Annotated in this window: 12 protein-coding genes and 1 pseudogene; 11 read left to right on the top strand and 2 right to left on the bottom strand. The window is 41.3% G+C overall.

The features are described from left to right. The first annotated feature begins 43 nt into the window (after window positions 1–43). Window positions 44–235, top strand: coding sequence for a preprotein translocase subunit SecE (gene secE / locus VK664_RS25135; RefSeq protein WP_461401480.1), 192 nt, complete (start codon window positions 44–46; stop codon window positions 233–235). A 2-nt stretch (window positions 236–237) separates the two neighbouring features. Next, window positions 238–828, top strand: coding sequence for a transcription termination/antitermination protein NusG (gene nusG / locus VK664_RS25130; protein WP_461401479.1), 591 nt, complete (start codon window positions 238–240; stop codon window positions 826–828). A 235-nt stretch (window positions 829–1,063) separates the two neighbouring features. Here the strand turns inward: nusG and VK664_RS25125 are convergent. Both VK664_RS25125 and VK664_RS25120 read right to left on the bottom strand, forming a co-directional pair. Further along, a pseudogene (locus VK664_RS25125) lies at window positions 1,064–1,150 on the bottom strand (SWIB/MDM2 domain-containing protein); the annotation flags it as partial. Between the two features lie 424 nt (window positions 1,151–1,574). Next, on the bottom strand, window positions 1,575–2,801 hold the full coding sequence (locus tag VK664_RS25120) for a transglutaminase-like domain-containing protein (protein ID WP_461401478.1): 1,227 nt from the start codon (window positions 2,799–2,801) through the stop codon (window positions 1,575–1,577). 339 nt (window positions 2,802–3,140) lie between these two features. On the opposite strand from VK664_RS25120, the gene rplK reads away from it, so the two are divergent. The 9 genes from rplK to VK664_RS25075 all read left to right on the top strand — a co-directional run bounded on the left by rplK (window position 3,141) and on the right by VK664_RS25075 (window position 15,462). Then, window positions 3,141–3,584, top strand: a complete 444-nt coding sequence (gene rplK / locus VK664_RS25115) for a 50S ribosomal protein L11 (protein ID WP_461401477.1) — start codon at window positions 3,141–3,143, stop codon at window positions 3,582–3,584. A gap of 53 nt (window positions 3,585–3,637) precedes the next feature. Then, the gene (gene rplA / locus VK664_RS25110) at window positions 3,638–4,330 is read left to right on the top strand and encodes a 50S ribosomal protein L1 (protein WP_461401476.1); all 693 of its coding nucleotides are present in this window, start codon (window positions 3,638–3,640) and stop codon (window positions 4,328–4,330) included. A gap of 27 nt (window positions 4,331–4,357) precedes the next feature. Next, entirely contained in the window at window positions 4,358–5,038 is a 681-nt protein-coding gene (gene rplJ, locus VK664_RS25105) for a 50S ribosomal protein L10 (RefSeq protein ID WP_461401475.1), read from the top strand. A 185-nt stretch (window positions 5,039–5,223) separates the two neighbouring features. Next, window positions 5,224–5,598 (top strand): 50S ribosomal protein L7/L12, encoded by a 375-nt coding sequence (gene rplL / locus VK664_RS25100; protein ID WP_461401474.1) that lies wholly within the window; start codon window positions 5,224–5,226, stop codon window positions 5,596–5,598. A gap of 488 nt (window positions 5,599–6,086) precedes the next feature. Next, a complete protein-coding gene (locus VK664_RS25095) occupies window positions 6,087–9,101 on the top strand; it encodes a SusC/RagA family TonB-linked outer membrane protein (RefSeq protein WP_461401473.1) in 3,015 nt (1,004 codons plus the stop codon). Window positions 9,102–9,153: 52 nt separating this feature from the next. Beyond that, the gene (locus tag VK664_RS25090) at window positions 9,154–10,773 is read left to right on the top strand and encodes a RagB/SusD family nutrient uptake outer membrane protein (RefSeq protein ID WP_461401472.1); all 1,620 of its coding nucleotides are present in this window, start codon (window positions 9,154–9,156) and stop codon (window positions 10,771–10,773) included. Window positions 10,774–10,966: 193 nt separating this feature from the next. After that, window positions 10,967–11,983 carry a LacI family DNA-binding transcriptional regulator gene (locus VK664_RS25085; protein ID WP_461401471.1) on the top strand — a complete coding sequence of 339 codons (1,017 nt, stop codon included), beginning with the start codon at window positions 10,967–10,969 and terminating at the stop codon, window positions 11,981–11,983. A gap of 78 nt (window positions 11,984–12,061) precedes the next feature. Further along, window positions 12,062–14,347, top strand: coding sequence for a GH92 family glycosyl hydrolase (locus tag VK664_RS25080; RefSeq protein ID WP_461401470.1), 2,286 nt, complete (start codon window positions 12,062–12,064; stop codon window positions 14,345–14,347). A gap of 74 nt (window positions 14,348–14,421) precedes the next feature. After that, a complete protein-coding gene (locus tag VK664_RS25075; protein WP_461401469.1) occupies window positions 14,422–15,462 on the top strand; it encodes a LacI family DNA-binding transcriptional regulator in 1,041 nt (346 codons plus the stop codon). Window positions 15,463–15,841 lie beyond the last annotated feature (379 nt).

Below are 15,841 nucleotides of genomic sequence, written 5' to 3'. Positions count from 1 at the left end.
ATTAGATACCCGGTCCCAAAACGTTGAATATTAAAACAAGCAAATGAATAAAGTTGCGAATTATTTTAAGGAATCTTATAAAGAGTTACTCGAAAAAGTAACCTGGCCTACGTGGACACAATTGCAACAATCCACCGTGATCGTGTTGATAGCCACCCTGGTTATCACCGGCCTGGTTTGGGGAATGGATCTTGTGGCTCAGTCCGGTCTGAAATTAATCTACTCATTTTTTTGATAATGGAAAATCAAACTACTCAGCAACACGATAACGAAACGTCTCAGCAGGAAACCAAATGGTTCGTGCTACGGGTTGTTAGCGGAAAGGAGCGGAAAGTAAAAGAATACCTGGATAAGGAAATTGCGCGCAGTGGTTGGACCGATATTGTTAAGCAGGTATTTCTTCCTGTTGAAAAGGTTTACAAAGTGCAGAATGGTAAGAAGGTGATGCGTGAGCGTAACTATTATCCTGGCTATGTAATGATAGAGGTGACTGATGGTAAGTTATCCGAAGATCTGCGTGAAGCAATAAAAAATACAAACAGTGTCATACATTTTCTTGGCAAAGAAACACCGATAGCTCTTCGCAAAGCTGAAGTGAATAAGATGCTTGGTAAAATGGATGAAATGGCTGAGGCCGGCGGAGCTACAATGAGTGAGCCGTTTATCGTGGGTGAAACTATTAAAATCATCGAAGGGCCATTCAACGACTTCAATGGTATGATAGAGGAAGTGAACGATGAGAAGAAAAAACTGAAAGTTACAGTGAAGATATTTGGACGTTCAACCCCAGTGGAATTGAACTATATGCAGGTTGAAAAACTGGCTTAACAAAGCGATTAGAATTCATTACCATAAAATAAAAAAGCCCCCGAAAGAGGGCTTTTTTTGTTGAATTTAAACAGGTAAAAAAAGTAAAATTTTACAAGTTTGCGTTATCTGAAGGAACGTCAGTTCCTATTTCATTTGCTGGCTCAGCTCCTGGCATTGACATAGCGGAATTGCTATCTGATGGCCTGGAAGCGCGTTTTTTAGCTGCTTTTTTCTTGCCAGCTTTTTTTGGTGCCGCTTTCTTAGCTACTTTTTTGGGCGCCGCTTTCTTAGCTACTTTTTTTTTTGCGGCTTTTTTAGCGGCCTTTTTTTTTGCGCCTTTTTTAGCGGCTTTTTTAGGAGCTGCTTTTTTAGCGGCTTTCTTTTTTGCACCTTTTTTAGCTGCTTTTTTAGGAGCTGCTTTTTTTGCTCCCTTTTTCTTCGGAGCTGCTTTCTTAGCTGCTTTTTTAGGAGCCGCTTTCTTCTTTGCTTTAGCCATTTTGTTTGAATTTAATGAGTGTTAGTAAAAAAATATTTGCAGAATTTAATTTTTTAATTAGAAAAGCTACGCATAAAAATTTGAAAAATGAAAAACAGGGCCAATTAGTTATTCATAACATGTTAATTAACTGCCCAATTACAAATAGCAAACGTTTATTTTGCATAATTACTTAAAAAAATTGATCAGGTCAAGTTTTAGGCATTAAAATACTGGCAATCAGTACTTCATCTGGTAAAGGCCAAAATTTTCTGTAAAGGTCGAAATTTCAACTTTTTTTATTCTGTGCACGACGCTTCCACCGCCAAAGAATCAGACTGACAGCAATACCATTTACAAAAATCATCAATATTAAAAGGTATCCGCTTAATGAACGTAACCAGAAACTGGTTGAAGCATAATGATTATCCTCACTGTAATAGGCGTAGTTGTAAGAGGGTTTCACAAATCTTTTGACTCTGTTCCAGATAGAATGGAGGTTCTGCTCCCGCAGGTATTGAGGATAATAAAATCGAAAGCGCTGGGGTGCAGCAAAATAGCCTTTAAAAAGGACTGGCAGACTGTCAATATCAGTATGTTGAATAGAATCACGAAAGGTAATTGCTTCAACCTTGAATTTTTCAATCCCGGATCTCAGTACCCTGTTTAACTGCACAGTATTCAAGGGCTTGCCGGCGGTTTCGAGGTAGGCCACACCATTCGTGAGATCGGTATATATCCATGTTCCGTATTCCGGCAGAAAAACTTCATTAAACGAATGCACCGGATATGCGAACGATTCATAACCTTCTGTGGTTACGAGGCGGGTGGAAAGACCTGCTGCATTTGTCATAGCTCCCAATAACGAAGAAATATTACCGCACCAGACCTTCACCTTCCCGGTCTTCAACAGACTAATTAGTTCAAGCGGTGCTTTACCATTCAACGAGTCTGCCGGCACTCCCATGTTTGCCCGAACAAAAGGCCAGAGATGAGAAAAAATCTTTTGTAACCGGGTAAGTCCGGGGTCTGCATGCACGATGCCTATACTATCCCGGAGATAGTCAGTAAGTTTCATCACTGGTTCTTCAGACTTCCCTGTATAATTCCCGTTATGAAAGAAGTCGAAAGCCCAAAGCTTATGACTAGTTAGCCTTGCATCAGAAAATATCAGGGAAGAACTGTTAATTTCAAAATTGCTTTTTTCACTGTTGCCCGCTGCCAGGTAAATAGCTGTGGGGGAATATGTTATTGATAATTGTGCCGAGTCGGAAAACCCGTCTTGTTTTATCCAGAACAGACGCGCGCTGTCCTTAGCATTAAAAACCAAAGTTGAACTGTCTGAGAAGTGTGACTGCGGTATATTTGTAGCCAGATTCCGGGTCAAACCACCAAGATGAATAATTAATTTATCTTCATCGCTTTGGGCGTCTTTTATCCGTAGTGCTTCGGCATCCAGGTACAGTTCATTGTATGACAGTTGGAGGGCATAGCTGTCCGGTAGTTTTTTTCGCACATACCAATTAAATGCGACCAACACCAGGGTAAAAAGTAACAATAAGGGAATTATCCGACTGGTTCGCATTTATGCTTTCTCTTTTCCGGAAGCGAGGTGTCTAAAACTATTTGAATACAAGTCAAGAAAGCAAGATATTGATTTTGCGACAAGTTGAGAAAAACGTCGGAATTCCCGGCCTGCGGACCTTGCTTGAGGTGAGTGCGTTTGATTTGAAATTTTCTTGTTTATTAGTTGATAAAATTGTACTTTCGCGTCCCCAAATAAAAAGTTCTTATTTTCAGATGGTTTGGGAGTGATGCTAATTGTATCACGCTATCACCAAAAAAATTGTAAAACATGGCAAAAGAAATTACCGGCTACGTAAAGCTACAGGTAAAGGGCGGCCAGGCTAATCCTGCGCCTCCAGTAGGTCCTGCATTGGGTTCCAAGGGTATTAATATCATGGAATTCTGTAAACAGTACAACGCACGTACTCAGGACAAAATGGGAAAAGTACTTCCGGTACTGATCACCGTTTATTCCGACAAGTCTTTCGAATTCATCATCAAAACTCCTCCAGCTTCCGTTCAGTTGTTAGAAGCGGCCAAATTGCAGAGTGGTTCAAAAGAACCAAACCGCAATAAAGTAGGAAAAGTAAGCTGGTCACAGGTTGAGGCAATTGCCAACGACAAAATGAGTGACCTGAATTGCTTTACACTAGACAGCGCTATGCGCATGGTTGCCGGAACAGCCCGCAGTATGGGTATTACCGTTGATGGTAAAGCACCCTGGGAAAATTAATTGTTCACATTCCTCCCGTACTTACAGGAGGAGATTCTAAAACTTGAATGATCATGGGAATACCTAAAAAAAGAAAAGCAGTCGATTCTAAGGTCGACAAAACCAAATCATATTCCTTAAAGGAAGCTTCTTCACTTGTAAAAGAAGTGAATACCACAAAATTTGACTCTTCAGTAGATCTTCATATCCGTCTCGGGGTTGATCCAAAGAAGGCTGACCAGGCAATCCGTGGCACAGTAAGTCTGCCACATGGTACCGGTAAAACTAAAAAAGTACTTGTTCTTTGTCCTCCGGACAAAGAAGCCGATGCAAGAGCAGCAGGTGCTGACTATGTAGGGTTAGATGAATTTGTACAAAAGATTGAAGGCGGATGGGTTGATGTAGATGTTATCATCGCAACTCCTTCTGTAATGCCTAAGATTGGTAAACTTGGTAAGATATTAGGTCCACGTAACCTGATGCCAAATCCCAAAACCGGAACTGTTACCAATGATGTAGCAGCAGCTGTGAATGAAGTAAAGGGTGGTAAAATTGCTTTCAAGGTTGATAAGGCTGGAATTATCCATGCTTCAATCGGTCGTGTAAGCTTTAGTCCTGAAAAAATCACAGAGAACAGCAACGAGCTGATCAATGCGATTGTAAAGGCAAAACCATCTTCTTCAAAAGGTATTTACCTGAAAAGTATTTTCATGGCAACTACTATGAGTCCGGCAATTGCTGTTGATACAAAATCATTAATGAACTAATTCCGGCTACGGATAAAACTTTTTGTTATGAACAAACAGGAAAAAAATGAAGTGATCGAATTGCTGAAAGGCAAATTCTCACAATACAATAACTTCTATGTTGCCGATACTGAATCACTCAGTGTTGAGCAGGTAGGTAAGCTTCGCCGTGCATGTTTCGACAAGCAGGTTGAAATGAGGGTTGCAAAAAATACTTTGATAAAAAAGGCACTTGAGTCTCTGGACAGTACCAAATACGAAGGTGTTTATGAGTCATTGCATAAAGTAACTGCATTGCTGTTTTCTGAGAATCCAAAGGAACCAGCTTTGATCATAAGTTCTTTCCGCAAAGCAAGCAATGGTAAAAAACCATCACTGAAAGCGGCTTTTATCAATGGCGATATTTATGCAGGCGATGAGAGTCTGAAAGCACTTACACAAATCAAGACCAAGAACGAGCTGATCGGAGAAGTTATCGGGTTGTTGCAATCACCGGCTAAGAGAGTTATCGCGGCTTTATTGCATCATCACGAACAACTGGCTGCAGGTGGCGGAGCAAATGCTACTGCTGAAACAAGTGCAACAGCAGCTGAAGCAAGTGCAGCAGCACCAGCAGCTGAAGCAAGTGCAACAGCAACACCTGAAGCACCCGCAGCTACACCAGCACCTGAAGCACCAGCTTCTGATGCTCCGGCTTCTGATGATGCTCCGGCAGCACCAAAAGCCTAAGCTTGCAGCTTCGTGGATAATGCCGGATTAAGGTAAATCCGGATTTGAAACAGAAGTAAAATAAATTGCAGCATTTATATTAATAATATCCCAGGCCTGAGGGAAACATAAAGGCGAAATTTTTTTAATCATATCCGCCGGAGTCTGAGACCCAGGCACTGAAGGCGGAAAAAATTTTAAATCAAATGGCAGACGTAAAAACATTAGCAGAACAACTGGTTGGCCTTACTGTAAAAGAAGTACAGGAATTGGCTGATTTCCTGAAATCAGAATACGGTATTGAACCAGCAGCAGCAACTGTGGTTGCAGCAGCAGGTGGTGAAAGTGGTGCAGCTCCGAAAGAAGAGCAGACCGCATTCACAGTTATCCTGAAAAGCGGTGGTGCATCTAAATTAGGTGTTGTTAAGATCGTTAAAGATCTGACAGGCTTAGGTCTTAAAGAAGCAAAAGACCTGGTTGACGGCGCTCCAAAACCAATCAAGGAAGGAATCAGCAAAGCTGATGCAGAAGCAATGGTAGCTAAGCTGAAAGAAGCTGGTGCTGACGTTGAAATGCAGTAAGCCTTAGCTTAAATTTTATAAATGGCTGTTTCATTAAACTGAAACAGCTATTTTTTTGCCATCTAATGAATAAATTCCCAACCTATCATCCGCTCAAGCACAATCTCATCAACCCATAACTTCACTCATAACTAATAACTCATCACTAAACTCACCACTTACCACTTACCACTCACCACTTACCCCTCACAACTACCGCCTCAAGCTAAGATGGGAAATAATAGTTAAAATGTCATGCAGCATTTTCCCCGGTACCGTGGTCTTCCTGTTTCAGAGTGGTCATAACGAAGTGTTAAAACATTTTTGCTAAATCGATTTTGATGCGTAATATTGACGCATAATCTCATATAGTTTATTGTATTTAGCATTGCAATCCGGCAAACTGAAAACAATCCCCATAAATATATCCCATAGATATATTTTTTTAGACTAAAAAGCTAAAACGGTTTAGCATTTTCTGGATTTCAATCAAAATAAAACCCATTTGCATGAAACAACTCAGTTTTCGTTCAAAGCAGATCATGCTTATCAGCATGCTGTTTTTTTTATTCTGTCTTACGGCTTTCTCGCAGGCAAGAACTATCCGCGGCACCGTCAGGGACCAGGACAATGCACCATTGCCTGGCGTTAATGTGTCTTTAAAGGGAACAACAACAGGCACACAAACCAACATCGAAGGAAAATACTCTGTAGAAGCACCCGTCGGGAACGCTACGCTTGTTTTCACTTTCACAGGATTTACGACGCAGGAAGTGAATGTCGGTTCTGATACTGTTGTTAACATCACTATGTCAGCCAGTACTTCTTCTCTTGACGCAGTAGTAGTAGTCGGTTATGGTACATTGAAGAAAAAAGAAATCAACTCAGCAGTGTCATCAATTACCCCTGAGGATTTTCGCCAGAGTGGTGCAAGAAACGCTTTGGATCTTGCCCAGGGGAAAGTAGCAGGTTTAACAATTACCAGGACCAGTGGATCTAACCCCAATTCCGGAGTGAATATACAGATCAGGGGTATAAACTCACTGACAGCAAGCAATTCGCCGTTGGTAGTCATTGATGGTATACCAGGTGGTAACCTGGATTTATTGCAACAGGATGATATTGCTTCAATAGACGTATTGAAAGATGGTTCAGCTGCCGCTATTTACGGAACAAGAGGTAACGGTGGGGTAATCCTCATTACAACTAAAAAAGGTAAAGCCGGAGAAGCAAGATTTGACTATAATGGTTATTTGCGTCATGAAATACCGGTAATGATGCCGGAGTTTTATAATGCTGCTGAAATTCGCCAATTAATTGCGGAAGGAAAACTTCCCGCCAACAGGGACAATCCATTATGGGGTAAAGTATCGAACAATATGTTCGAAGATGAAGTTCATAACGAAAACAACATCAGCCAGTATCATAATCTTGCTATTTCAGGCGGTTCAAAAAATATGACCTATCGCGCGAGCCTGTATTACCAGGCTTTGCAGGGAATTGCAAATCAGAATAGCAGAACAAATTATGGTGCCAGGGTCAACCTGAATCACAAAGGGTTTAATGATAAGTTGACGACTCTTATAAATCTCGCGACTAATTACAACAAGGCAAACCTGGTTGGCATTGGATGGGAAACAATTCTATCACGTCTCCCGACCCAACCGATTTACAATCCTGACGGATCATTTTATGAAGACCCGGGAACAACAGGCTCAAATAACCAGGCAAGTATTTATGAGCAGGAGATGTCTAAAAGAGATCAGCAAACAACATCTTTGGATGTGAAATTCACCCTGGAAATCCTTAAGAACCTTAGGCTTTCGGCTTTCGGCGCTTTGCAGAGAGATATGTATGTTGACAATCAATACAAGGATATAGGATCAAGAAACTCGGTTGTAGGTAGCACCAACAATGTTCAACCAAACGGAACAGGCTATGCATACAAAGGCCAGGTAAATAATAATAATTATGCCTTTGAGCCAACCATAGATTATAATAAAGAATTTGGCCAGAACACAATTGCCGCGGTTGCAGGGTACAGCTACCGGTATGAAGTAAATGAAAGTTCATCTTTTGCAAATTCCGGATTTGTGAATGATCTGTTCGAAAACAATAACATGGGTGCAGGAAACTGGCAGAGAGCACAGGGTGGCAATATGGCAAGTAATAAAAATGATAATACCCTGATCGCATTTTTTGGCCGGGTGAACTACTCATTCAAAGACAGGTATTATTTACAGGGTATCCTTCGCCGTGAGGGTTCATCAAGATTTGGAGAGAATAATAAATGGGCAAATTTCCCGGCTGTTTCAGCAGGATGGGAACTGTCTAAAGAAAACTTCTTGCAATCTCTCTCACATACGATCAATTATCTGAAACTTAGAATTGGATATGGTGAAACCGGCAATACAGGATTTGCTAACTACGCTTCTTATGTAACCTTAGGAACAGGTGGTTTCTATCTCTACCCGGATGGTGTCTGGCGCCAGACTTACGGGCCTAACCGTAACCCTAATCCTGATCTGAGATGGGAAACAAAAAAAGAATTGAACATTGGTATGGATTTCGGTATTGCTAATAATAGAATCACCGGTGCAGTTGAAGTGTTTCAAAGAAGAACAGTTGACCTGCTTGAAACCTTCGATACTCAATTGCCTGCCTATGTACAAACAAATATCTATACAAACGTAGGAACGATCGAAAACCGTGGTATTGAATTGACCTTGAGCGGTCAGGTGATCAAAAGTAAAGAGCTCCGCTGGACTATGGATTTTACAGGAAGTACACAGACCAATAAACTCATTACTTTCTCGAATGAACAATACAAGGGTACAGCAAAGTCCTATGGTGATATAGGTGGTGCGGGCGCTTTAGGTTCCGCAATCAGAACTGTTGAAGGTGGCCAGTTGGGAGCATTCTGGGGTAAACGTTTTGCAGGATTTGCCAATGATGGCTCCTGGTTATTTTTCACCCGTGATAATAAAGCAGTTCCATTTAGCCAGATCAATACCTCAACAGATCCGAATACAACTGACCTGGCTGTATTGGGATATGGAATTCCAAAATACTATGCATCATGGACAAACTCAGTAAGTTATAAAGGCTTTGACCTTCGCGTGTTCTTCCGTGGTAAGTTTGGGCATAAAGTGCTCAATCGAATGGACATGACCTATGCTAACAAACAAACCAGCACAAACCTGTTGAAAAGCACATTCGGAAAACATAACCAGCTTAATACCTCAACTGTTGCAAACACTTACCAGTATTCAGATTATTACCTCGAATCAGGCAGTTATGTAAAGCTGGATGAAATTACCCTGGCTTACAATTTCAAACTGAAATCACAGTGGGTGAGAAGTTTCAGGTTATACGCATCAACGCAGAACCTGGCGACATTTACAAAATACACTGGTAATGATCCTGATTTTATAAATGATACCGGTTTGGATGCTGGTTTGGATGGCCGCGGACCTTATCCCAGCACCACCTCGTTCCTGATCGGTCTTAATCTTGGCTTCTAAAAAAAAAAATCTTTTAGAAACCCATTATCTGAATAAGCTTAAAAATAATTAAATGAGAAAGTTTAAAAGCATTCTGAAATATTCATTGTTGCTGCTTCCCCTGGCAACACTTGATAGCTGTACAAAACTGGATGAAAATGTTTACAGTGAATTTGTTGCTGAGAATTATTACAACAATAAAAACGAAGTGCTGACCGCTGTTCTTCGGCCATATACCCATGCAAATGCATGGATCACGCCGGGGCAAAACGGTTGGTGGCGTTTAGGCGAACTGTCTGCTGACCAACTCGCCTGGCCGGTAAAGGGCAGACACGGGCAGGACGGAGGTACCTGGATCAGGGACCATTATCACCAATGGACAAATGATGGTGAGGAAATCTGGGGACCATGGAGGCTTATGTGGTGGGGTCTTGGTCTATGTTCAAGTCCAATCGAAAATCTCGAGGCCCGCAATATTGCTGACATGGGAATTACCGAAGGCGAAAAAGCGGCGTATATAGCAGAAATGAAAATGCTACGTGCATTTCATTATATCAGGCTGATGGACCTTTATGGTAACATCCCGATTGCATATAAAATTGGCGAGCCCAATCCACATACAAAAACCCGCGCTGAAGTTTTCGATTATGTTGAGAAGGAGATTAAGGATAATATCAACGCGCTTCCAAATCTTTCGGCTGCTATGATTGGCAGGGCAACTAAAGCCGCAGCCTATGGCATGCTGGTTGAAATGTATCTGAATGCCGAGAAGTGGACAGGCACTGCCCGTTGGGATGACTGTATTGCTGCCTGTGATGCCTTGATCAATAATACCGCCGGTGGTCAGAATGGTTCCATGGCACTGGATCCGAACATTACCGATACTTATAAACCTACAAATCACTTGTCTAAGGAGATTATCTTTTCCATTGCATATGATTTTGTAAATGGTTCTGGTTGGAAACCGCAGTGGACAGGGGATTTTTATCATTTCAACCAACGTTTCATCTATGATGGAACACATAATGGAAATGATGGTGTGGTTATGATTCCAGGTGTATTCAGCAAGTTTAAGAGCAATGATCTGAGAAGAAGTGAATGGATATTAAGAGGACCCCAATGGTATCTTACTGATCCAACCAAACCTGTATTAGGTTCTGAAGAATATTCAGGTAAACAACTGGTATTCGTTGACAGCATTCAGCGTGTCAGTGAAAACAAAACGCAGTCTGATATGACCCAGGGTGAAGAAAACAGTGGATTGAGATTTAATAAATACAAACCAGGTCGCCAGGCTGACGCATCTTATATGAGCACTGACTGGGCTATTTACAGGCTCACCTGGATTTATTTTGCAAAAGCTGAATCATTGATGCGTAAGAATGGGAACACTGCTACCCCGGCTGCCGTGACGCTGGTCAACGATTCAAAAAAACGTTCTTTTTCAGCTACTGATTGGGTAACCGAAGCTTATACAACAGGTACACTCACCATGGACGAATTACTTGCTGAAAGAGGCAGGGAATTCCTATGGGAAGGTTTCCGTCGCCAGGATCTTATTCGTTTCGGCAAGTTTACTTCAACTGCATGGTGGGATCATGTGCCAAGCAACGATAAAAACAAGGAGGTGTTTCCAATTCCTAACAGGCAGCGGGTCCTCAATCCAAATCTTCAACAGAATCCAGGTTATTGATAATATGTTTTAATAATTCACAAAGGTCATATCATCGCGATATGACCTTTGCAGTTTCATACTATTTGCAAAAACATGCGCGATAGCAATACAAAAATCAACTTGTTCCAGGTGTAATGATTCTGGTATATTTGGATTCAGCAATTATATCGCAAGCCAATACTACCCGTATGCAAACTTCAAAAAAAATTGAATGAAAAAGGTATCTCTTAAGGATATTGCCACACTTTCCGGAGCTTCACCATCAACAGTGTCTTTTGTCCTGAACGGGAAGGAAAAAGAAATGAGAATCAGCGAACGGCTCGCCAAAAAAATTAAAGCCGTTGCTACCAGGGAAGGTTATACACCGAACCAGGTTGCTGTGAGTCTCAGAACCGGTCAATCGAAAATACTTGGATTAATCGTTGAAAGTATCGGTGGAAATTTCTTTGGTGCACTTGCCCGGATCATAGAACAGGAAGCTGATAAATACGGATACCGGATTGTTTATTGCAGTACTGAAAATAACCTGGCAAAGGGGCAGGAGATGATTCGTATGTTATCTCACAGCCAGGTAGACGGATATCTCATCACACCTGTAGAAGGCCTGGAAAAAGATATCGGGGAGTTGCTCAGGCAGAAAAAACCAGTGGTATTAATCGATGGATATTTCCCTGATGTACCCGCTCCATATGTGCTTGTCAACAACATTTCGGGCATTACCCAGGGAATGAATCACCTGATCAAAAAAGGCTACAAAAAAATCGGGTTTGTCACTGTAGAAATGGATCTCGTACAAATCAGGCAAAGAGAACAGGCTTACAAGGCCGCTTTGAAAAAGCACAAGATCGCCGCACAAAAATCCCTGATTTTCCGATTACCTTATAACTATGATAAGGAGGTAGGGGTTGAAGGCCTTTGTAATTTCATAAGCAAACATCCTGAACTTGATGCGATATTTTTCGCAACAAACTATCTTGGTATTACAGGAATACAAAGTCTCAGGCAACTTGATTTACGTATCCCACAGGACATTGCTGTGATTTGCTTCGATGACCATGATATTTTTAGTCTGTACCCGCCGGGCATCGCCTCAATTAAACAACCGGTTGAAGAAATAGGCAAAACAGCCATTCATCTCCTGCTTAAACAGCTTGGTAAAGACAAAGTGAATTCCAATAAAGGCGGAATTGAAATTCAAGGCACACTAATAGAACGGGGAAGCACTTAATATAATTTTTCTATGGTATTTTTCTTTTTTGCAAAAACGATTTAGTATTGTATTTTCCGGTTTTAAATGCTTGATTTTATGAAGAGATATATCCTCTTTCCCTTTTTCTGCTTATTAGCCTGTATCTGTAATGGCCAGCTTGTTTCAAAGGTTTCAGATCCCGTTGAATGGATCAATCCATTAATGGGAACCGACTCCAAGCCAAGCCTGTCGAATGGCAACACCTATCCCGCCATTGCAGTTCCCTGGGGCATGAATTTCTGGTTGCCACAAACAGGGATGATGGGTAATGGCTGGGCCTACACTTATAGTTCAGACAGGATCCGCGGTTTCAAACAAACGCATCAGCCTTCACCATGGATGAACGACTATGGCCAGTTTTCAATAATGCCGGTTACCGGAAAACTGAGGTTCAACCAAAATGACCGTGCAAGCTGGTTTTCTCATAAGGCAGAAGTTGTTAAGCCCTATTATTATAGTGTTTACCTGGCAGACGCAGATGTTATCACAGAAATTACACCTACTGAAAGAGCCGCTCAGTTCCGTTTCACTTATCCTGAAACCGACAGCGCCTACCTGGTGGTAGATGCATTTGACAGGGGATCTTATGTTAAGATAATACCTTCAGAGAAAAAAATAATCGGATACACAACCCGGAACAGTGGCGGAGTTCCTGAAAACTTTAAAAATTATTTCGTGATACAGCTTGACAAAGCTTTCACTTTATCTATGGGATGGCACGACAGTACGCTGGTAAAAGATTCAATAGAAATCACTTCCAAACATGCGGGGGCTATCATCGGATTCAAAACCAAACGCGGTGAAAAGATCAATGTAAAAGTGGCCTCTTCATTCATCAGCCACGAGCAGGCACAGCTGAACCTTGATAAAGAAGTTGGTAAAGATGAGTTTGATATCACAAAACAAAAAGCAAAATCAGCATGGAATAAACAGTTAAACAAACTCAGTGTTGAAGGTGGTACCATTGAACAAACAAAAACATTTTATTCCTGTCTTTACAGGACCTTACAGTTCCCTCAAAAACACTATGAATACAATGCTGCCGGTGAGATAGTGCACTATAGCCCCTATAATGGAAAAACGTTACCGGGCTATATGTTTGCAGGCACCGGTTTTTGGGATACTTTCCGCGCCTTGTATCCATTCCTGAATTTTGTTTATCCTTCCATCAATAAAGAAATGCAGGAAGGACTCGCAAATGATTTCAGAGAAGGAGGTTTTCTTCCTGAATGGTCAAGTCCGGGTTTCAGAAGTGTAATGGTTGGTAATAATTCGGCTTCGGTTGTTGCTGACGCTTATCTCAAAGGAATAAGGGGACAGGACATAAACCTGCTTTGGGAAGCGCTGGTGAAAGGTGCAAATAATGAAGGGCCTTTAACAGCAGTCGGACGGGAAGGTGTTAAATACTATAATGAACTGGGTTATGTTCCTTATGATGTAAAGATCAATGAAAATGCGGCGCGCACACTTGAATATGCGTATGATGATTTTACAATCTGGCAACTGGCGAAAGCATTGAAACGGCCACAGGCTGAAATCGATCTTTATGAAAAACGCAGTCAGAATTATCGCAACCTGTTTGATCCTGAAACAAAGCTGATGCGAGGCAAAAACCAGGATGGAAAGTTCCAGTCTCCTTTTAATCCTTTCAAATGGGGTGATGCGTTTACTGAAGGCAACAGCTGGCATTATAGCTGGAGCGTGTTTCATGATATCGAGGGTTTGAAGAAATTAATGGGTGGCAATGAAATGTTTATCAAAATGCTTGATTCTGTATTCAACATGCCACCGGTTTTCGACGAAAGCTACTACCGGGGAGTAATACACGAAATCCGTGAAATGCAGATCATGAACATGGGACAGTATGCACATGGCAACCAGCCTATACAGCACATGATCTATTTGTACAACTATGCCGGCCAGCCCTGGAAAACCCAGTACTGGATACGTGAAGTGATGGAAAAATTATACAAGCCAACACCGGATGGTTATTGCGGCGATGAAGATAATGGGCAAACTTCTGCCTGGTACGTATTCTCTGCCATGGGATTTTATCCTGTTTGCCCAGGTACCACTCAATATGTAATTGGAACACCATTATTCAGAAAGATCACGGTTGCCCTTGACAACGGAAAGAAGATTGAAATCGAAGCGCCAAAAAGTTCAGCCGAAAACAAATATGTATCACAGGTGAAATGGAATGGCAATATCGTCGATAAAAACTGGCTTGACCATTTCGATCTGCAGAAAGGAGGAAAACTGCAATTTGAAATGCAGCCACAGCCAGGTAAACAAAGAGGTACATCAGCCAAAGCTTATCCATATTCTTATAGTAAACCTTAGTTCCTTTTTTGCTTCGAAATATTTAATCAAACCTGTTTTATTTTCAGGTTAGTCAGCCAGGATTCTGCCAGTAAATGAAAAAGATTTCCCTGAAAGATATAGCAGCAGTAGTAGGAGTATCGCCTTCGACTGTTTCAATTGTGCTAAATGGCAAGGGAAAAGAAATGCGTATCAGCGAGAAACTGGAAAAACGCATAAAAGAGTATGCTGAGAAGTCCGGGTATCAACCTAATAAAATTGCCGTAAGCCTCAGAACCGGCAGTTCTAAAATCCTGGGGCTGATAGTTGAGGATATCTCAAATAATTTTTTTGCCACCCTTGCAAAAATTATCGAGGTTGAAGCCGAAAAGTTTGGTTACAATGTTGTTTTCTGCAGCACGGAAAATGACACAAAAAAAGGTAAACAACTAATAAAGGTTTTGAGCCAGCAGCAGGTTGATGGCTTTCTGATTACTCCAACAGAAGGGATGTGTGACGATATCAGGTCACTGCATGAACAAAGGCATCCGGTGGTTTTGATGGATCGGCATTTTCCGGAATTGAATATACCATGTGTGCTGGCCGATAATTATCATGGTGTAAGGGATGGGATGGACCATTTGATTGATAACGGTTATAAAAACATCGGTTTTGTAACAGTCGATATGGACCTTGTCCAAATGAAACGAAGGGAAGCTGCATTTTTTGATTCAGTCAATGGGTCGGGATCCGGCAGAACCAACGATCAGATCCTGAGGTTACCGGTGAATACTTCACAGGCGGATTCAGTTGAGCTGATAACATTGTTCCTAAAACAAAATCCGGTACTGGATGCAGTATTTTTTGCTACTAACTACCTGGGCATTGCTGGCCTTGAAAGTATCCGGAACTTAAAACTCGTTATACCAGGAGATCTTGGTATTGTTTGTTTTGATGATCATGATATATTTCGATTGTATACACCGGGCATCACGACAATTAAACAACCGACCGATGAGATTGGCATGAACGCGGTAAGGTTATTAATTGATAGTATAACAAAGACTGATGGTTCGCATACCGATAAGGTGCTGGAATACCAGGCAACGCTGATGGTCCGGGGATCGAGCAGCAAGATCGAAAGCCTTCTTTGTTAATTTATTTTTTGAAAAAATCTGGTGACCCTTGCAGCAAAATTAACGGTACCGGGGTCTTAACTGCAAATAATCAGATGAAACGTTAAAAAATTATTGCAGTTTCATTTTAGTCACATAATTTAGCATTTCATTAATTCACTGGTCTTTAGCCGATTGCCAAAACTCATGTATACAACCCTGTAACATGAAGTTATTTTTAACTAAAACGTTTGCCTGACAACCAAAAACTAATGCGTATGAAAACCTGCCACAATAATCTGAAGCACTAAGCAAGTTCACCTTTTCTTTTTTTACATAATACGTTGCCACATGACAACGTCTGTCTAAAAACAAAGACGCCTTTGAAATTTTATTTAAAGACGTTTGCTAAATCGTTATA

This window comes from Flavitalea sp. (assembly GCF_035489435.1).
In the GTDB taxonomy this organism is placed as follows: Bacteria; Bacteroidota; Bacteroidia; order Chitinophagales; family Chitinophagaceae; genus DATHKG01.
Note: the sequence above shows the minus strand (reverse complement) of the source record. Positions and strands in the feature narration are given on the sequence as shown.